Genomic DNA, 19,559 nt, shown 5'->3' with positions numbered 1-19,559 from the left:
CCAGACGCCGCGCCGCGGCGTCTGCCTTTACTGAATCTCAGATAATAGCTGCGGCTCGCCAATTAAATATCCCTGAAGATAGTCGATCCCCAACGAGAGCACGACGCTTCGTATTTCTTCGCTCTCGACATACTCCGCGACGACCTGCATATTTTTCATTCGCGCTAAATGACAAATAGAAGCCACAATCTGATAATCGAGACTGTTTGACACTATATTGCGAATAAAACTGCCGTCAATTTTAAGAATATCGGCGTCAACGTTTTTCAGCCGCGCATAGCTGGCGTAGCCAGTACCGAAATCATCAATCGCTATCTGACAGCCAAACTGCTGTAGCTGTCCCAGCGTCAACTGCGCCTGCTCAGCATTGGTGAGAGAGTTGCTTTCCGTTACCTCAAAAACCAGTTGCCAGGGTTCAACCTGATATTGCGTAAGCAGCTGCTTAACTTCTGCAGGAAAACGAGCGCGGCATACCGATGTTGGCGACAGATTAATGGCAAAACGATGCGCGGGCATATATTCCCGGCTGGCCGCCATAAACCGCAGCGTGTTTTCAATCACCCAGAGATCGATAGCGGAAGACAAACCAAACTCATGCGCCACGGGTAAAAAATTGTCCGGGTTGATAACGTCGCCGTTGTCATCCCTGAGTCGCAGTAAAATTTCATGGTAAACGTCCCCACGAACACCGAAAATAGGCTGCGCCATCAGGAAAAAATGATCGTGCTCCAACGCCTGTTGCAGGCGATTCATCATCGCAATTCTGCCCTTCAAATCGCGCTGCAGGTGCATTGCGCCGCGCCGCTGTAAATCCTCCGGCGCGTTAGTCGTCAACGAAAGATCGGAACTGGTGCTTAATTCGCCCAGCAGAAGATAAAGGTGGCTAACCGGAGAACGCACGCAGCAGTAGCTCACGCCGACAGGCGGCTGTAGCGGCAGTCCATCCCAGATAAACCGAAACTGCTTAATATGTTTATCCAGCGCTTCAATACGCTGCTGATGCGCCTCTGTATTAAGACGCAGCACCAGGTCGTGCCCTGACATCTGGTAGACGCACTCATTTGAGGCCAGCATCGGCGTAATCCAGTGAGAGAGCTTTTGCTTATACTGGATGCGTAGCATGACGCCATAATTTTTACCCAATAGCTCCAGGCCCGGCACGTGTAAAAAACAGATCGTAGACCAGGGCGCATTTTGGAGCGCGCGGTTTAACGCACGTAAATTGGGAAGATGTACAACCGGGTCAAGATAGGCCAGCCGCCGTGCGCGACCACTCACTACGCGCTGACGCGTGGCCAGTACAGACATATAATTAACAATAAAAGAAAAAACCAGATAGCTCGAAGAGGTAATCGCTAATTGCGTATCATAACCTGAATACCAGGGCATATAACGCTGATAATAATGAATCGACGTAATTAACACGACGGCCCAGATAATTGAAATAAACTTATAGCCATAGCGCATCGCCCCCCACAGCATGACCGGCAATAATAACGAAAGCGTATAGTTGGTACTAAATATTGAACTATTATCAGTCAATGGCATACACAGTATAAACATTAGTGTAGTCAATACGGCCAGCCAAATAACGATCTCTTTTTTAGTGGCCTTGCTATCAATCTGTAGCTTTAATTGCTGATAATACCCCCGCAGGTGCAGCGGATTGCGGAGAGTACGAATAATAAAATAGCACAATGGCACGCCGACAAGGTTACCGACCAGTAACGCCTGGTAATTAATCAGCGTGTTGATATTAAAGGGCATTACCCCCATCAGGCTGGCTTTGCTTTCGTACATGCCAACAAAAGCGGCAAACTGGTAGATGACCAGAAATAATGTTGCAGAACAAAATACCTGCCAGAATATTCGTTGAAACAGCAGGTGGGCGTCGCCGTGGGAAACATTGTTTCGCCGGGGGGAAAAGACACGATAGCCGCCCCAGCTTAGCACGATAGTGATGATAAAGTGCATCGTCACAGAAAGGGTTTCATACAGCCCTGTCTGCGGGTATCTGCGCCAGAAGATAGCAAGCACAATGCCCGGCAGTGCTGCCCAGCCGAAAAAGAGCATCAGGCTAAGCATAAAAGCTAACGGCAGGTAAAAAAGAACCACATTTCCAGTGCTGGTAAGCGCATAAGTATTTGCGCTACTTAAAACAGGTAGTAAAATCGAAGGAAGGATGAGCGGTAGTCCCCACCATTTATCTCTGATATTTATATAAGTTTTATTTAGTTTCATAGATGCTCAGCAGAACCCCCCAATCCCAAAGGGGCGTTAACAGACAGGCATCCCACCTGACTTTAAATTGATGATGCGATATACATCACACGATAGTCATCGATTGTAATTATTAAACAAAAGTAACATTTGATTTAAGTCAATTATTACCTTTCTCCTGCAGCCTTTATTCGCCTTTTTATTCTTTGTTATCATTAATTTATTATTAATGTAAATACTAAAATTATCTTCCATAACAATATAAGATAAATCAACTGACGCAATTTTACATTAAGAGGAATTGACCATCGGTTCGCAGTATGCCTTAATGTAGAGTGAACGCAGGCTTGTTACGTTCTTCGCCTTGATAATACCCGTGAAGAACCCAGCCTGATCCCGCCCATATCGCTGGGCCAACGTTAAGGAACCCTTTGTGAGTCAGGCCAACAGTATGCGAAAACGACATCGATTTAACACTCGCATGACCCGTATCGTACTGCTTATCAGTTTTCTCTTCTTCTTTGGACGTTTCGTCTACTCTTCTATCGGCGCCTGGCAGCACCATCAGGATAAAAAAGAAGCGCAACAGTCATCGCTTTCTGTCACCACACCGGGACAACGTTAAGCTGTTATCCGTTAAAAAGCCCGCGCAAGAAAAAGAAGCTTTAGCGTTAACGCAAAAAGACAACCCACTCAATGGGTTCAGGCCATGATCAGACGCTTAAAGAGCAACCGCGGGATATCCTGCCTGGGTGATAAGATCACATGCGCGGTTACTAAGATTCCCTCGACCGAATACAAAACCCGATAGCCTTCAGCGTGGTTAAACTCCCGGTAGCTGGCACAAGTTCAGGGCAAATCTGGCATCCCAGCGGGCACTGACGTACGGTACTCTCAAACTGTGTGAGTATCTCTGCGATAGCCGGATGCGGCTCAACCTCAACGCGCTTCAGGAACCCGCTATTGTGTCGATGCAGTGCTTTACCGTAAACGTATACTCAAAGGTCACCTGCGGTTCCGCCCTATCCGCCAGAATCAATGCGAAGATAACCACCGTGGAAGGAGAATAAGGTGACCAGTCCCATACGTCAGGATTTGTTTTGTAAAGAGCCACGAGGGATCAGATCACCAACGTTGACAGGCAAAACCATCAACTCATTACAGCTAAGCTCAACGAATAATTTAGGTCGTTTCGTTGGTCGTAATGTACCCTGGCTCGATTGAGTTATGACATTCACTACGATTTATGATATCCAGCGTGATATTAAAGATACATTTAATCGTGTGGCGGTTCCTAAAGATCGCATTCAGTGGACGTACTTCTAATGAGAGATATTGAGAAAGAAATTATCGATTTTATCGATCAGGAATATAACACTAAAAAGTACTTTCTCTGTGGGCCAAAGCGAATCATCACGCTTGATACCAGTATTAGGGATGATCTTAAACTCGTTTTTGAAGATAGTGAAGAACTTCTACAAAAGTACTTCAAGCGTTGGAATGTAGATTCAGAAGGATTTGACATACTCAACTATCTGAATCCAGAGTACTTTGGAAGTAAAGAGCCTGATCCGCGTAAGCCACTAACGGTTGGTATGCTCGTTGAAAGTGCTAAAGCTGGGCGTTGGTTATATAGTTGAAGAATAAAGTTATCATATTTTTAAATACCCCTTATTTGGGCTGAATCGCCACGGATAACCTGGACACTTCTGAGTCGTTGGTAGATCTTTTTCTTTATCCGCTCACGCTTCAGTAGCTGGAAAAAGCTTTCTGCAACCGCATTATGACAGTTGCCACGACGGCTCATACTGCCCTCCAGTCCGTGCGATTTCAGCCATTCATAGCGGGTGTACTGACTACCCTGATCAGACTGAACCAGCACCTGTTTTTGGGGATGACGTCGCCACACGGCCATCAGAAGCGCATTCAGAACAATGTCTTTTGTCATTCGTGGTTGCATTGACCAACCGATAACTTTGCGCGAGAACAAATCAACGACCACGGCAAGATACAACCAACCTTCGTGGGTTCGTAATTACGTCAAATTTGCCGTCAGGAACTGTGCGCCACATAGAAAATTCATGAATGCACATAAATAAAAACCCTCTGCAAAAACAGAGGGTTAAATTCACTTTTACCTGTTCATGAAAACACAGGAAGGATTATCGACTTATTCCCACTCAATTATCAATTAAATTAAAATTAATCGAAATAACAGTTAGTTATAAAGTCGATCTTTCTCGATACCACAATCTATACCATGCGGAGATTTTTTTATTTTTTCTGCTCATCGATGTTTATTAAGCTCAGGCTCATGCTGAGAAAACTCTCGCACAACATGAATAAAATCTCAAATTAAAGATAAAAATCAGTATATTACACAAATTTATGCACAACCTCCATTTGAACTCCTAAGCAGATTCTACCGTCCATGACATCTCTTGTATTTCATGCCACTGCCACATGGACAAGGGACATTACGGCCAATCTTTTTGCTCTTGCGACCAAGGTGGACTTGTTTTTCCCGTTCGAGATTGACCGTACGTACAGGATTGGCCATTTTCGCCGCGTCTTCATAAATGTGTGCGTTTTCTGCTGTTTGCTCCGTCGGTATGTAAATTTTGAAAGACCGCGCCTGGACATAAGTACCATCGGCACTAACTTCAGCCACAACGCCAATGACGTTAGTAGCCTTGGCGCTCAACGCAACTGCGCTAGCCTTATTGTTCACCTTATTCCAGTCAATTGGATGACCATGCCGTTGAAGCCAAACGAAGAGCAGTACACCGTCCCCGCCCAGAACAAAGTAACGAACGGGATGCTGAATCAGTGTTTTTCGATGGTCGGACAGCATCCTGGCCAGATTATTCCGGCCTTCCTCTCCTAGGTCACGGATATGACTCTCTGCTGAAAGCCAGCCGCTAGCTCGGGTGCTATCGAGTGCTCCAAGCAGCTTCAGAACCTCCTCCGGGAACTTCTGACTTGGGAACGGTTTGCTTTCCCACTCCTCACCTTCGAAGGCCCTGTCGACGATGTCACTCATGCCATCCCAGATAACCATGTTCGCTTTCTCTTCCTTCAATTGCTCGATAATATCCTGATCAAAACGGTTCTTCGACAGGTAAGCACCCAAGTGATCGAACTCATCAAAGAGATGAGCCCCGCGTATTCCGGCCACGGCTTGCCGCACCTCCAAGTAATGGACAAACTCCCCGGGTGTGGGCAAGAGTCGCTTGAGCACAAACAAATCGTCGATGGACAGTGAAATGAAAGCATGCTTTCCAAGTAAAGGCTCAACCTGCGGTAATTCTTTACAGTACGTGGAAAAGGGCGAGAACGACTCGACTGTCAACCCAATCGGCACCATCACCCGGTAGTCAGAGCGACGCACACGACAACACTCTTCGTATTTGCCATTCACGAGGTGGTAGAGGGACACTTCATCCGCCGAATTCATATAATTGAAGAAGCGCGCACATTGTTTATATGCCTTGAGTACTAAGTCCTGCACTGATTGAGCATGGCGGCCAAAATCAAGCGCCGGTGATGCAATGGTGGCAGCTGCACCAGCCTTAGCCTCAACTAGTAACAGCACATCATCGACCAGGATGAGAGTATCATTTTCGGACCACTGCTTGCTGTCAGGATCCTTGTAGTAAACCTCCTGGAGAACTGTGGCTCCCGGAAGCTGGGCATAGAGAATGTCAGCAAAGGCTGCTTCGCTCATCATTTTCTGCCGATCTTTAAAGACCTTATTGTAATCCGGCTTTCGCTGAAGGAGATTAAATAGGAGCGCACGATACCCCGCATCGCGAGCAAAACAGGGATCGACCGCGTAGTAGTCCGACCCAAGTTGAATTAGAGGTTTCTTACGTGCTGGCAGTGTCCGAAAGGGTGTCCCCTTAAAATCGCCCGCTGCGAAGAACTCTGTATCTTCTCCTCGCTGGTATGACAAGTCTGCTAGCAATGTCGGTGGCAACTTCGTGTGACGACTTACATTGGCAATACCGCCGCGAAGTATATCCTCCATCGCCCCCCGGGCCGCTTTCGACTGCTCCTCATTTTCAGCAATCCATGACTCCATAGCGTCTTCCATAGACTTACTTTGCTCTATAGAAAAAGCTTTTACCGCCTCAAACTGCTTCATCATCTCAATGATAGCGTTGGCCTGTCCAGAACGAGTAGCGTCGGCCATGGCTTGAAAGCCTTCCGCAATATCGGTGGCACCAATGCCGTACACCTCCTCCAAAACATCATTGTGAGGCGCCAGAACGTAGCGATAGAACTCGCCCTCCAAAACTTGATAACGATTCCCGCGTATCATGACCCAAGTGGATTTCGCACGGAATTCAATGTCGGCCGTATTAGGACCGAAGATGCCATCTTTGGTATCAGCAGAGGTGGCCATAGCAAAGAACATGGCCAGCTCTCTCAGTTTTCGGCTACGTTCAAACAGCTCAGCGCACAGTGCTTCGTCGAATTCCATATCCGCAGGTGCGGCCTCAGATGCCAGAACCGCGTGAACATACTCCAGTAAGAACTGGGTTTCATTAACTACGTCAGCTGGGCTACCCTCTTGGCCTTGCTTTTCGCCCCCAATTTGGTTTCCCATTTTTTTCATCATGTGCTGAGCGTAGATGTACCCGAGCAAATCATGCGGAGGCATTTTGACAATCAACTCACGCATTCGGTCAGCAATGGATTCCATATCCTTCAATAAAGAAGCTACAGCCTTCTTTCGATCTTCTTCCATATTCATTCTTATCACCCCATTTTGAACTACTGATCTTTCGAGCACCATAATGCTCACTCGTCAATCATATCAGCTCAGTCCTGCATCTTGGCTTTACGCTGTTCACGATAATCAGCTTTCTTATATATCGCCCTTACTCTGGTTACGTCGAGGTTTCGAGTGACCTTCCACTGGCAACCATTTTTTTGGCTTCATTGAGCCGTTCACGCGCTTCTGCAAGCGTGATCCCTCCAACACCATAGCGGCCAAAAGTAACGGTCTCCTGTCTTCCGTTTATTGAATAGTTATAACGAAATGAAATAGTTCCAGCCGGAGTGACCGCAACATACAGACCATCACGGTCATTAACTTTATAGAGTTTCTCCTTCGGCTTAAGGTGACGCAGCCTGGTGTCAGTCAACATGGTTTATTGTTTTCCTTTATCAAAAAATACCATGTTGTAAAAAATTCAGAAAATTCATTTAACTCGCTGTTTTTAATTGAGTTATAAAAAAAAATACCATAACTCAACCGAAATTTATCACATGGTACTTTTTCAAACCTGAATTCAAAACCAGAGAGTACCATCAAAAATTCCATTGAAAAAACCATGCTTCCCGTTGCTAAAAGCTGCCAGAAAGTGCCAGACACAAAAACAAAAAAGCCCGCAGTTACGCGGGCTTAGAGGTACTTTACTGCTTTTACGTGCAGGCTGTTGCCAGACGTTAAATCATTCCCACTCAATGGTAGCCGGTGGCTTACCGCTGATGTCATACACCACACGGGAAATCCCGTTGACTTCATTGATGATGCGGTTGGAAACACGACCCAGGAAGTCATACGGCAGATGTGCCCAGTGTGCGGTCATAAAGTCGATGGTTTCGACGGCACGCAGGGAGACCACCCAGTCATACTTACGACCATCGCCCATGACGCCAACGGAACGGACCGGCAGGAAGACGGTGAACGCCTGGCTGACTTTGTCGTACAAATCCGCTTTGCGCAGCTCTTCAATGAAGATGGCGTCCGCGCGACGCAGCAGGTCGCAGTACTCTTTCTTCACTTCACCCAGAACACGCACGCCGAGGCCCGGCCCCGGGAACGGATGACGGTACAGCATGTCGTACGGCAGGCCCAGCTCCAGACCGATCTTACGCACTTCGTCTTTGAACAGCTCTTTCAGCGGTTCAACCAGACCCATCTTCATCTCTTTCGGCAGGCCGCCGACATTGTGGTGAGATTTGATGACGTGCGCTTTACCGGTTGCAGACGCAGCAGATTCGATAACGTCAGGGTAGATGGTGCCCTGCGCCAGCCATTTCACGTCTTCCAGTTTGAGCGCTTCTTCGTCGAATACTTCAACGAAAACGCGACCGATGATCTTACGCTTGGCTTCCGGATCGTTCTCACCAGCCAGCGCTGACAGGAAGCGATCTTCTGCCGGTACGTGAACAATGTTCAGACCAAAATGGTCGCCAAACATGTCCATCACCTGCTCGGCTTCGTTGAGGCGCAACAGGCCGTTATCGACGAAAACACAGGTCAGATTTTTACCGATCGCGCGGTGCAGCAGCATCGCGGTGACGGAAGAATCCACGCCGCCGGAGAGACCGAGGATCACTTTATCGTCGCCTACCTGCTCGCGAATGCGCGCCACGGCGTCGTCGATAATTTTCGCCGGCGTCCACAACGCTTCACACTGGCAGATATCGCGTACAAAACGCTCCAGCATGCGCATACCCTGGCGGGTGTGAGTCACTTCCGGGTGGAACTGTACGCCGTAGAAGCGTTTTTCTTCATTGGCCATAATGGCGAACGGACAGCTCTCGGTGCTGGCGACTGTCACGAAGTCGGACGGAATCGCCGTCACTTTATCACCGTGGCTCATCCAGACATCAAGCAGCGGTTTGCCGTCGGCGGTCAGGGAATCTTCAATACCGCGAACCAGCGCGCTGTCGGTCAACACTTCGACCTGTGCGTAACCAAATTCACGCTCATTAGAACCTTCTACATGACCGCCAAGCTGCATCGCCATGGTCTGCATCCCGTAGCAGACGCCAAATACCGGCACGCCTGCTTCAAAGACATACTGCGGCGCGCGCGGGCTGTTTTCTTCGGTGGTGCTTTCCGGGCCGCCGGAAAGAATAATGCCGCTTGGGTTGAAGTCACGAATTTGTGCTTCTGTCACATCCCACGCCCACAGTTCGCAGTAAACACCCAGCTCACGCACGCGGCGCGCAACCAGTTGAGTGTACTGAGAACCGAAGTCCAGAATGAGGATGCGATGCTTATGAATGTTTTCCGTCATTGACGCTTATTCCGAGGCAAGTGAAACAGATTAAATAAATCGCCCGACGCGAAGGTCGGGCGAAGAAAATCAGGAGCCCAGACGGTAGTTCGGGGACTCTTTGGTGATGGTCACGTCGTGAACGTGGCTTTCCTGGATACCCGCACCGCTGATACGCACAAACTCCGCTTTAGTACGCAGTTCGTCGATGGTAGCACAACCGGTCAGCCCCATACAGGAGCGCAGGCCGCCCATCTGCTGGTGAATGATCTCTTTCAGGCGACCTTTATAGGCTACGCGGCCTTCGATACCTTCCGGCACCAGTTTGTCGGCGGCGTTGTCGCTCTGGAAGTAACGGTCGGAGGAACCTTTGGACATCGCGCCCAGAGAACCCATCCCGCGGTAAGATTTGTAAGAACGGCCCTGGTAGAGTTCGATTTCGCCCGGGGATTCTTCGGTACCGGCCAGCATAGAGCCCACCATTACCGCGCTCGCGCCTGCGGCGATGGCTTTGGCGATATCGCCGGAGAAGCGGATACCGCCGTCAGCGATAACCGGAATCCCGGTGCCTTCCAGCGCTTCTACCGCGTCGGAAACAGCGGTGATCTGCGGAACGCCCACACCAGTCACGATACGGGTGGTACAGATGGAGCCAGGGCCGATACCGACTTTCACCGCGCTGCAACCGGCTTCCGCCAGTGCGCGGGCGCCTGCGCCAGTGGCGACGTTGCCGCCGATGATTTGCAGGTCAGGATATTTAGCGCGCGTCTCACGGATACGTTGCAGAACACCTTCCGAGTGACCGTGAGAGGAGTCGATCAGCAGAACGTCAACGCCTGCCGCCACCAGCGCGTCAACGCGCTCTTCGTTGCCCGCGCCTGCGCCGACCGCCGCGCCGACACGTAAACGGCCCTGCTCATCTTTACAGGAGTTTGGTTTACGTTCCGCTTTCTGGAAATCTTTTACGGTAATCATGCCAAGCAGATGGAAGTTATCATCAACGACCAGCGCTTTTTCTACGCGTTTTTCGTGCATTTTTGCCAGCACGACTTCACGGGCTTCGCCTTCACGAACGGTCACCAGACGCTCTTTCGGCGTCATGTAAACACTCACCGGCTGGTTCAGGTCAGTCACAAAACGTACGTCACGACCGGTGATGATACCCACCAGCTCGTTATCTTCAGTCACCACCGGATAGCCCGCAAAACCGTTACGCTCGGTCAGGGCTTTCACTTCATGCAACGTGGTGGTTGGCAGGACGGTCTGCGGGTCGGTCACTACGCCGGACTCGTGTTTCTTCACGCGGCGAACTTCTTCCGCCTGGCGCTCAATGGACATGTTTTTGTGGATAAAACCAATGCCGCCTTCCTGGGCCAGGGCAATTGCCAGGCGCGCTTCCGTCACGGTGTCCATCGCCGCAGAAAGCATAGGAATATTCAGACGAATGGTTTTCGTCAACTGCGTGCTGAGATCGGCAGTATTCGGCAAAACGGTGGAGTGAGCGGGAACAAGGAGGACGTCGTCAAACGTCAGGGCTTCTTTAGCGATACGTAGCATGGGCAATATCTCACCTGGGAGGTTAATAAATATTGCCGCGGCATTATACAGAACGTAATCGGTTGCATCTACATTTTTTTGCAAATAGTGCTTGCGATCCCCCGTGAGCAGGTTACTATCGATTGAATAACCTGCTGATTTAGAATTTGATCCCGCTCACATGTTATCCTCTCAAACTTCCTCAATTTTTACCGTAAGCCGCCTTAACCAGACGGTTCGTCTGCTGTTAGAACAGGAGATGGGACAGGTATGGATCAGCGGCGAGATTTCTAATTTCACGCAGCCTGCGTCGGGCCACTGGTACTTTACGCTCAAAGACGATACCGCTCAGGTGCGCTGTGCGATGTTCCGTAACAGCAACCGCCGGGTGACGTTCCGTCCGCAGCACGGGCAGCAGGTGCTGGTACGCGCCAATATCACGCTGTACGAGCCGCGCGGCGATTATCAAATCATCGCCGAAAGTATGCAGCCCGCGGGAGAAGGCTTGTTGCAGCAGAAATATGAGCAGCTAAAAGCCAAACTCCATTCCGAAGGCTTGTTCGATCAGCAGCATAAACAACCGTTGCCCTCCCCGGCCCACTGCGTTGGGGTGATCACCTCGAAAACCGGCGCGGCGCTGCACGATATCCTCCATGTGTTGAAGCGTCGTGACCCATCCCTGCCCGTTATTATCTATCCAACCGCGGTACAGGGCGACGACGCGCCGGGGCAGATCGTTCGTGCTATCGAACTGGCGAACGCGCGCGGCGAATGTGATGTACTGATCGTCGGGCGCGGCGGCGGTTCGCTGGAAGATTTGTGGAGTTTTAACGACGAACGCGTGGCGCGGGCGATTTTTGCCAGCCGTATTCCGGTGGTCAGCGCCGTCGGTCACGAAACGGACGTCACGATAGCTGATTTTGTCGCCGACCTGCGCGCGCCGACGCCATCAGCAGCTGCAGAAATTGTCAGCCGCAACCAGCAGGAGTTGTTGCGCCGGATTCAATCCGCCCAACAGCGTCTGGGCATGGCGATGGACTACTACCTCGCCAACCGCAGCCGCCGTTTCACGCAGATTTTTCACCGTCTGCAACAGCAACATCCGCAACTGCGTCTGGCCCGTCAGCAAACCGCGCTGGAACGTCTACGCCAACGGATGGGATTTGCGCTTGAGGCCAGGATTAAGCAGGCCACTCAGCGCCAACAGCGCGTAAGTCAACGCCTGAGCCAGCAAAATCCGCAGCCGCGCATTCACCGCGCGCAGTCGCGCATCCAACAGCTGGAATATCGTCTGACGGAGAATATCCGCTCACGGTTAAGCGAACAGCGCGAGCGTTTCGGCAACGCGGTCACGCATCTGGAAGCGGTCAGCCCGTTAGCCACGCTGGCGCGCGGCTATACGGTTTCGACGACAACAAACGGCAAGGTGCTGAAAAAGATCAAACAGGTCAAAGCAGGCGATATCATGACCACGAGACTGGAGGACGGCTGGCTTGAAAGTGAAGTCAAATCCGTCACGCCGGGCACGTAATCCAATATTCCCCCACCCTTTGCAGCGCGATGTTGGGTTTCGACTTCGCCTCAGCCAACCCACGCGCTACGCCGGATAAGGTGTAGCCACAATCCGACGATCAACCGGTTTGTCATTCGCCTCAAAACCGGGCAGGGAATACCCGCCCGGTTTTGTCTAACTTACCAGTTATAGCGCAGATTGAGGCTACCGTTCAGATCGCCAAAATCATTGCTGCCAGTCTGCCCGGCAACCTGAGCGCGAACGCTCCACTGCTTATCGATATCTGCCTGCAGACCCACTTTCAGCTCCGCACGGTTAGCCGGAAGATCCTGTTTCACCGTGGCATCATCAAACGATACCGACACATCATCGCTGGTGTGCAGCCAGTTAGCTTCAGCAAACGGCTGGATAACCGTACGGCTGCCTTTGTACAGCTTGCCGTCAACACGCAGACCCAGACGCGTTGTCCAACTGTCGCCATCCTGACCATCGATCCGGGTGCCGTAGTTATCCTTCACGCTATCCGCTGAGTAATTCTGCCAGACAACCTGCGCCTGCGGCGTCAGACTGACAGTATTACCGTTGCTAAGCGCAATATCGTAGCGATAACCGGTTTCCAGCGAGACAGCGTTAGCGGTTGAATCATAAGATTCAGATCCCGCATCACCGCTCTCTACGCTGTTGTTGTAGAAACCGTATTGATACCAGCTATCGACATACGCGCCGCTATGCGTTTGGGCATCGGCAAACCAGGTGGCATAGACACCGAGGTTGTAGCCGTCTACGTTGGCGCTACTGGTGAACTGGCTACCGTCTGCGCCACGGTTACCGGTGCTGTCGGTATCGGCGTTGATGTAGCTCGCCATGACGCCAACGGTAAAGCTCTGCTGGCCGTTACCCCAGGCCAGAATGTCACCGCCTAGCTGGAACTGGGAGTAGTTGCTGTCCATATCGATATTGCCGCTGACAGCCTCGGATTCCGCTTTACCCGCTTTGAAGCGCGCCCATACGCTGCCATCGGCATTACGATACTGGCTGCCCTCGCGGTCATAGAGGGTCTGCATTTGCAGGTTGCGCGCCATCCACTGGTTGCCCATGTACGCGCCGATATCCGCACGGTACTGCGGTGCGACATCGCCGCCGTGGTCCGGAGGCGTGACATCGCCGCCGTCGCCGCCGTCGTCCGGAGGCGTGACATTACCGCCATCGCCGCCATCGTCCGGAGGCGTGACATTACCGCCATCGTCACCGCCATCCGAAGGCGTGTCATCACCGCCGCTGTCGTCATCATCAGACTGTGCTTTTGATGCCAGATACCAGTCGTTGTCACTTTCATTCCAGTACAGACGGTAGGTATACAGACCGGCGTTAACCTCATTTTTTAGCTCAAACGCATCGCTGGTCGATACGCCGCCAACATCCACCACTTCGATACCGTTAGTGGTCTGTGCTCCATCGCCGATGCCGTTGATGTACAGATCGGTGGTGCCGGAGGCATCGCCGGTAATGACCAACTTATCGGTCGCCGAATCATCGTCGCCCAGGACGGTATTCAGGTAAAGCGAGCCGCCGTTGCCGGTGTAATTGCCATCAACATAAAGCGTATTGCCAGGCGTGCTGGAGCTGCTACCGCTGGTCATTGTCCCCATGTTGATCAGATCGCCATTGAGGGTGAAGATGGCGCCTGTTTCCTCGCTGTCGCCGAAGACCAGCGTCCCTTCGTTGGTCACCTTACCGTTAACGGTAGTACCGTTGCTGCCGCCGAAGGTCGCCCCGGAGGCGACGTTCACCGCCTGCTGGCTGCCCATCTCGCCAATCGAGCCGTCTCCGGACAGCCATAGCGTGCCTTCCTGTACGTTAGTATCGCCGGTGTAGGTGTTCGCGCCGCTCAGCGTCAGTTTACCCGCTCCCAGTTTGGTCAGCGATTTACCGTCCCAGTCGCCGTTGCCGGTTTTATCGCCCAGTACGCTGGTGACTTCAAAACTGTCGCCTGCGCCCAGAGTAAACGTGCCGTGTGCTGGCGTCGCTGACGTGGCGGTCGCATTCCAGCTCAGCCCTTCGGTAAGCAGATATTCTGACGCATCTTCAGGATTGATTGTCCCGGTTACGGTCAGATAGTCCGGCTGGTCGGTGAGGTTCATCGTCAGGCTGGTAAAGTCGCCGCTGATATCGCTGTCCATATCCATCAGTTTAAAGGACTGGAACTCCGCGTCGGAGGCGCGCGCTTGCAGGCTGGCGTCGCTGACGACCAAATTGCCGCCAAGCGTGGCGCTGCCGCCGGTAATCAGCGGTTGCACTGAGTCACTATTCAGCTCAACGTTCAGCGTACTGCCATCTTGCTGAATTAACGCGCTGTCGCCGAGATCCAACGAGGTGCCGAGCGCCAGTTGGGTCGTCGCGCCGCTATGAGTGGTGATGCCGCCCACCGCGCTGACTTCACCGTCTGCGTCCAGCACCAGCGTGGCATTATTGTCTACCAGACCGGTGCCCAGCGCCGTCGTACTGGCGGCGACCAGCGTACCTTCATTGATGGTGGTGCCGCCGCTGTAGTCGTTGTCGCCAGAGAGGATCAGCGTGCCTGCGCCTTCTTTGGTCAGCGATTTACCGTCCCATCTGCTACCCGGATCCAGCGTATCGTCAACGTCTGTCAGTGTAGCCGCAACGTTAAAGCTGCCGTCAGGGTCGCTCAGGGTAAAGGTGCCGTGGGCGTCGGTAGTGGCGTTGTCTCTGTCCGCATACCAGGAGAGGGAGGCCGTCAGATCATAGTTGGTGTTGTCCGTTTCATCGACTTTTCCGTCGATAGTCAGGAAGTCAACATCTTCGCGGTTCATCCCTGCAATGGTCAGATCGTCGAAATCGCTCGTAATGGCGCTGTCGCTGTCAATCAGCGTGTAGGTGTATGCCTCAGGCGTCCAACTGTCCGTAACGCTGCCGATGCCGGTAACATTCAGAGTGCCGCCCAGCGTGACGCTGTCGGCGGTAATCACGGCGTCGTCGGTGGCCGCGCCGAGGTCAATACTTAGCGTACTGCCGTCTTCCTGGGTGAGCTGGCCCGCGTCAAGGGTGCTGCCCGCCGCCAGCGCGGTCGTGGCGCCGCTATGGGTGGTGATGTTCGCAAGCTCAAATGCGCCGTTGGCATCCAGCATCAGCGTACCGCTGTTGTCGATATTGCCGCTGCCCAGCGCGTTGACGTTGGCGGCAATCAGCGTGCCGTCGGCGATGGTGGTATCGCCGGAATAGCTGTTATCGCCGCCTAACGTCAGCTCGCCGGTACCGGTTTTGACCAGCGAACCGCTGCCGGAAAGCGTATTTTCCAGCTCGCCCTCACCGACCTGAAGCACACCGCTGTTGGCAACAGCTCCGGTACCCAGCGAATCCGCATGGTCAGCAATCAGCGTGCCGTCGGAAATAGTGGTGCCGCCGGAGTAAGTGTTATCGCCGCTTAACGTCAGCTCGCCCGTACCGGTTTTCACCAGCGAGCCGCTGCCGAAAAGCGTATTTTTCAGCTCGCCCTCGCCAACCTGAAGCACGCCGCTGTTGTCGATATCGCCGCTGCCCAGCGCGTTGACGCTGGCGGCAATCAGCACACCGTCGTCAATGGTGGTGCCGCCGGAGTAATCGTTATCGCCGTTTAACGTCAGTTCGCCCGTACCGGTTTTCACCAGCGAGCCGCTGCCGAAAAGTGTATTTTTCAGCTCGCCCTCGCCGACCTGAAGCACGCCGCTGTTGTCGATATCGCCGCTACCCAGCGCGTTGACGCTGGCGGCAATCAGCGTGCCGTCAGTGATAGTGGTGGTGCCGGAATAGCTGTTATCGCCGCTTAGCGTCAGCTCGCCCGTACCGGTTTTCACCAGCGAGCCGCTGCCGAAAAGTGTATTTTTCAGCTCGCCCTCGCCGACCTGAAGCACGCCGCTGTTGTCGATATCACCGCTGCCCAGCGAATCCGCATGGTCAGCCGTCAGCGTACCGCCGGTAATAGTGGTGCCGCCGCTATAGTCATTAGCACCGGTCACGATCAGCTCATCGCTACCGCTTTTGACAATTTGGCCCCCGCCGGTCACGTTGTTATCCAGCGTGCCCTGGCTCAACTCAAGCTTTGCGTTTTCAGCAATGTCCACGTCGCCGCTGCCGAGCGAGGCGGCGTCTTTCGCAGACAGCGTACCGCCGGAAATAGTGGTGCCGCCGGAGTAATTGTTATCGCCGGTCACGATCAGCTCATCGCTACCGCTTTTGACAATTTGGCCCTCGCCGGTCACGTTGTTATCCAGCGTGCCCTGGCTCAGCGCAAGCGTTGCGTTTTCTGCAATCGTCACATCGCCAGTGCCGAGCGAGGCGGCGTCTTTGGCGGCCAGAATGCCGCCGACAATTTCAGTGTCGCCGTAGTCGTTGCCGGTGTTGCTGAGGATCAGCGTGCCGTCGCCCTGTTTGGTTAGCTTGCTGCCACCCCAGTTGGAGTTAGCCGTGGTTTCGTCCAGTTCGCTGGTGACGGTAAAGGTACTGTCTGCATCAACGGTAAAAGTGCCATGCGCAGCGCGCGCAGAATTTGCGCCCGCGTACCAACTCAAGCCCGTAGACAACTCGTAGTTGGTATTATCATTCGCATCAACGCCCGCGTTGATCGTAAGGTAATCCGGCATAGCAGAGGTGTCGGCATTCAGCGTTACGCTGTCAAAATCGGTAGTGATCGCAGTTTGCGAATCAATCAGCGTGACCGATCCAAAGTGTTCGTCGGTTTCGGGCGCGACAAAGGTGGCCGTTGAGCTAAGGTTCAGCGTCCCGTCCAGCGTGACGTTGGCGGCTTTGATAATTGGCGAGCTGTTGGCAGTATCCAGCGTCGCGTTTATCTGGCTGCCGTCCTGCAAGGTCAGGGTATTATCCACCGTCAGCAGCGTACCTGTCGAACCGCTCGCGTTGCCCAGCGTAATGCCGCCGTCGTTGGTCAGGTTGCCGACGGTTGACGGGTCGGTCATGTTCCACAGGCTGGTGTCGTCGAGCGACAATGAACTGTTCAGGCCGTTGACGCTCCCTTGCAGTGAGGATTTTTCGGCCAGCGACAAGGCCGATACTGTGCTCCCCGCTTCAATGTTGCCATTCAGCGTTGTGTTTTTGGCCTCTACGGTTGCCGCATTATCCAGTTTAATAGCCGTTGGGCCGGTCAATGTGCTGTCGGTTAGTGTAATGGGCGTTTCTATCACCGTGTTTTTATCAACGTGCAGCGCGGCGGCGTCTGATGAAGTCACGTCCGCATTTTCGACCGTCAGCCCGGAGATATTGCTGTAAAAGGTGCTACCTCCCGTGGTCATCAAAATGCCATCGCCTTTGGCTTCGACGGTGGCACCGTCAATGTTGACGGAAGATCTCGCGCTTTTAATGCCTATGCCTTCGGATTTAATGAACATTGAGCTTTTATTGTCGCCGGAAATATTCACCGTTGAGGCGTTAGCGGCCTCAATGGCGGCGCCTTTGGCATTATCGTGCGTGACGGTAGAGTTCGTAATATCAAGAACGCCCTTGTTGGACGCAATAACAGTACTGTCTGTACCCGTGGAACTAACTGCACTACCGTCCACCTCCAGCCAGGAGTTGTATGTCGTATCGCCAACCACACGCACCTGGCCGTTTGTCAGCGTGATTGTGCTGCCGCCCTCAATTCTCAGCGTACTTCCTTCTTGCGATGTTAAGTCACTGGTATTTTCCGTTGTCGCCTTAACCTCAGTCCCTATCAAGGTTGCTTTTGACTCGCCATTGAGCGTCAGGACACCATAGTTCCCCCCGATCTGGATGATTCCCCCCGTTAGTGTCATGCTACTTTGTTCTTTGAGATCGATGCCGGCAGTGTAGATTCCTGTCGTAGTGATTTGTGCGTCGGTAAGGTTAAGCGTCGCCCCTTTGTTAAGCGAAACCGCCGTGCCGATCGCACGAGTACTACCTGAGAGGATGTCTCCACCGCCGTCTGTTTCAATCACAACATCCGTGCCTGTACCCGACGTTGCCTGCCAGCCCCCCTTATCCGTTGGCAGACCTTCCAGAGACAGTGCTGTACCCTGGCCGGTACCTGAATAAGAGATTGGAGACGTTTCTGTGCTCAAGTCGTGCTCGGTTCCGTCAATGTAGGATACCGGATTATCGGCCATGGCCAGCGGGCTGAAAAATCCGAGCGCCGCAGCCACGGCGCAAGCCAGCGCCGCTCGCGTTGCTTTTATTATTTGTCCATATTCGGACTTTTTATTTGGGGAATGGGTTTCACTCGCGCATACTTGCGCTTTAACTTTGCTGTGGCCTCGCGCCAGTTCTGAAGCCACAACATACATATTTCGCACGGCGCTCCAGACAATACTGTAGGTCCTGTTCAATTTTTAAATTTCCTTTTAATAACGTTCACGAAGCAAACTGGATTTTGATTGGCTGTAAATAGCTTTTAAATGGTGTATATAAATGAGATAAATAATAAATGATAAAAATATGGTTTTATGAATGATTGCAATCACCTGTAACAATATATTATCAAAGCCAAATTATTAACCAATTTCAAGGCCTATTTCAATATCGGGTCAACTTTTGATTAATTTATAATTGATATAAATATATCCATCTCTTTTATATATATTTATATTGTGAATATCATTTAATGATTTCATATATTGAGATAAATAGATGCGTGAGGCAAAAAGGGGTAATTATCATGCGACACCTGGCGTTGTTTTAAATATACTCGTCATACTTCAAGTTGCATGTGCTGCGGCTGCGTTCCCTCACCCCAGTCACTTACTTTAGTAAGCTCCCGGGGATTCGCTCGCTTGCCGCCTTCCTGCAACTCGAATTATTTAGAGTATATAGGTAGCGCCAGACGCGTAATACGTTACTCCACACACGTCGCATAACCTGCTGTGCTTGCCGGCTTAATGGCGCAGTTTTGTTGCCTGGTATTCTCATCCACGCCGCAATACATGCCGCCGCTCGAGGTTGATTTAGATAAACAGGGATAGCCCTGCGTCGGCCAGCCTAACGAGCTACAGGATTCGCCGCATCAGAGCGCAACTGAACGCTACCCTGATATACCGGGATCGTTACACTGTCGGCCTGAGGCGGAGTGCCGTTAATAGCCGCAGTTTGCTCAGTGAGTTCCTGCCATGCGCCGCTGCTTCGCACGGCCTGCGCGAAGAAAGGCGTTAAACTGAGGGCGCATAGCAGCAGCCAGAATAAAAAACCGACACACTTTTTCGATTTCACTGACGTACCTGAGAAAGGTCCATTTCGTTGCAGTTCATTCC

Annotated in this window: 9 protein-coding genes and 5 pseudogenes; 4 read left to right on the top strand and 10 right to left on the bottom strand. The window is 52.1% G+C overall.

Translation table 11 applies throughout. The annotated features are described in order from the left end of the window. Window positions 1-27: 27 nt before the first annotated feature. Together ACH0WD_RS13200 and ACH0WD_RS13195 are read right to left on the bottom strand one after the other, a co-directional pair. Window positions 28-2,241, bottom strand: coding sequence for a sensor domain-containing phosphodiesterase (locus ACH0WD_RS13200; protein WP_000773647.1), 2,214 nt, complete (start codon window positions 2,239-2,241; stop codon window positions 28-30). 96 nt (window positions 2,242-2,337) lie between these two features. Next, a complete protein-coding gene (locus tag ACH0WD_RS13195; RefSeq protein ID WP_001540598.1) occupies window positions 2,338-2,475 on the bottom strand; it encodes a hypothetical protein in 138 nt (45 codons plus the stop codon). Window positions 2,476-2,653: 178 nt separating this feature from the next. On the opposite strand from ACH0WD_RS13195, the gene ACH0WD_RS13190 reads away from it, so the two are divergent. Next, window positions 2,654-2,845, top strand: coding sequence for a YfgG family protein (locus tag ACH0WD_RS13190; RefSeq protein WP_000075924.1), 192 nt, complete (start codon window positions 2,654-2,656; stop codon window positions 2,843-2,845). Window positions 2,846-2,922: 77 nt separating this feature from the next. On the opposite strand, the pseudogene ACH0WD_RS13185 reads toward ACH0WD_RS13190, so the two are convergent. Then, window positions 2,923-3,066 (bottom strand): annotated as a pseudogene (locus tag ACH0WD_RS13185) (hypothetical protein); the annotation flags it as partial. Window positions 3,067-3,324: 258 nt separating this feature from the next. Here ACH0WD_RS13185 and ACH0WD_RS13180 point away from each other — a divergent pair. After that, a pseudogene (locus ACH0WD_RS13180) lies at window positions 3,325-3,546 on the top strand (hypothetical protein); the annotation flags it as partial. After that, on the top strand, window positions 3,531-3,860 hold the full coding sequence (locus tag ACH0WD_RS13175; RefSeq protein ID WP_001738968.1) for a DUF1493 family protein: 330 nt from the start codon (window positions 3,531-3,533) through the stop codon (window positions 3,858-3,860). The pseudogene ACH0WD_RS13180 and the gene ACH0WD_RS13175, both read left to right, overlap by 16 nt. A gap of 80 nt (window positions 3,861-3,940) precedes the next feature. Here ACH0WD_RS13175 and ACH0WD_RS13170 read toward each other — a convergent pair. The 5 genes and pseudogenes from ACH0WD_RS13170 to guaB all read right to left on the bottom strand — a co-directional run. After that, window positions 3,941-4,255, bottom strand: a pseudogene (locus ACH0WD_RS13170) (DDE-type integrase/transposase/recombinase); the annotation flags it as partial. A 387-nt stretch (window positions 4,256-4,642) separates the two neighbouring features. Then, window positions 4,643-6,979 carry a YecA family protein gene (locus ACH0WD_RS13165; protein ID WP_001055614.1) on the bottom strand — a complete coding sequence of 779 codons (2,337 nt, stop codon included), beginning with the start codon at window positions 6,977-6,979 and terminating at the stop codon, window positions 4,643-4,645. A 154-nt stretch (window positions 6,980-7,133) separates the two neighbouring features. Then, window positions 7,134-7,376, bottom strand: a pseudogene (locus ACH0WD_RS13160) (Arm DNA-binding domain-containing protein); the annotation flags it as partial. A 306-nt stretch (window positions 7,377-7,682) separates the two neighbouring features. Then, window positions 7,683-9,260 carry a glutamine-hydrolyzing GMP synthase gene (gene guaA, locus ACH0WD_RS13155; RefSeq protein WP_000138293.1) on the bottom strand — a complete coding sequence of 526 codons (1,578 nt, stop codon included), beginning with the start codon at window positions 9,258-9,260 and terminating at the stop codon, window positions 7,683-7,685. Window positions 9,261-9,329: 69 nt separating this feature from the next. Further along, window positions 9,330-10,796 carry an IMP dehydrogenase gene (guaB, locus tag ACH0WD_RS13150; RefSeq protein WP_000944174.1) on the bottom strand — a complete coding sequence of 489 codons (1,467 nt, stop codon included), beginning with the start codon at window positions 10,794-10,796 and terminating at the stop codon, window positions 9,330-9,332. 160 nt (window positions 10,797-10,956) lie between these two features. On the opposite strand from guaB, the gene xseA reads away from it, so the two are divergent. Next, on the top strand, window positions 10,957-12,306 hold the full coding sequence (xseA, locus tag ACH0WD_RS13145) for an exodeoxyribonuclease VII large subunit (protein ID WP_000953158.1): 1,350 nt from the start codon (window positions 10,957-10,959) through the stop codon (window positions 12,304-12,306). Between the two features lie 161 nt (window positions 12,307-12,467). On the opposite strand, the gene shdA is transcribed toward xseA, so the two are convergent. Together shdA and ACH0WD_RS13135 are read right to left on the bottom strand one after the other, a co-directional pair. Next, window positions 12,468-18,641 carry a fibronectin-binding autotransporter adhesin ShdA gene (gene shdA / locus ACH0WD_RS13140; protein ID WP_010835709.1) on the bottom strand — a complete coding sequence of 2,058 codons (6,174 nt, stop codon included), beginning with the start codon at window positions 18,639-18,641 and terminating at the stop codon, window positions 12,468-12,470. Between the two features lie 658 nt (window positions 18,642-19,299). After that, a pseudogene (locus ACH0WD_RS13135) lies at window positions 19,300-19,518 on the bottom strand (hypothetical protein); the annotation flags it as partial. Window positions 19,519-19,559 lie beyond the last annotated feature (41 nt).

This window comes from Salmonella sp. 2020_1395 (assembly GCF_043848115.1).
In the GTDB taxonomy this organism is placed as follows: domain Bacteria; phylum Pseudomonadota; class Gammaproteobacteria; order Enterobacterales; family Enterobacteriaceae; genus Salmonella; species Salmonella enterica.
The sequence above is the reverse complement of the archived record's forward strand: the minus strand, read 5'-3'. Positions and strand labels throughout refer to the sequence as shown.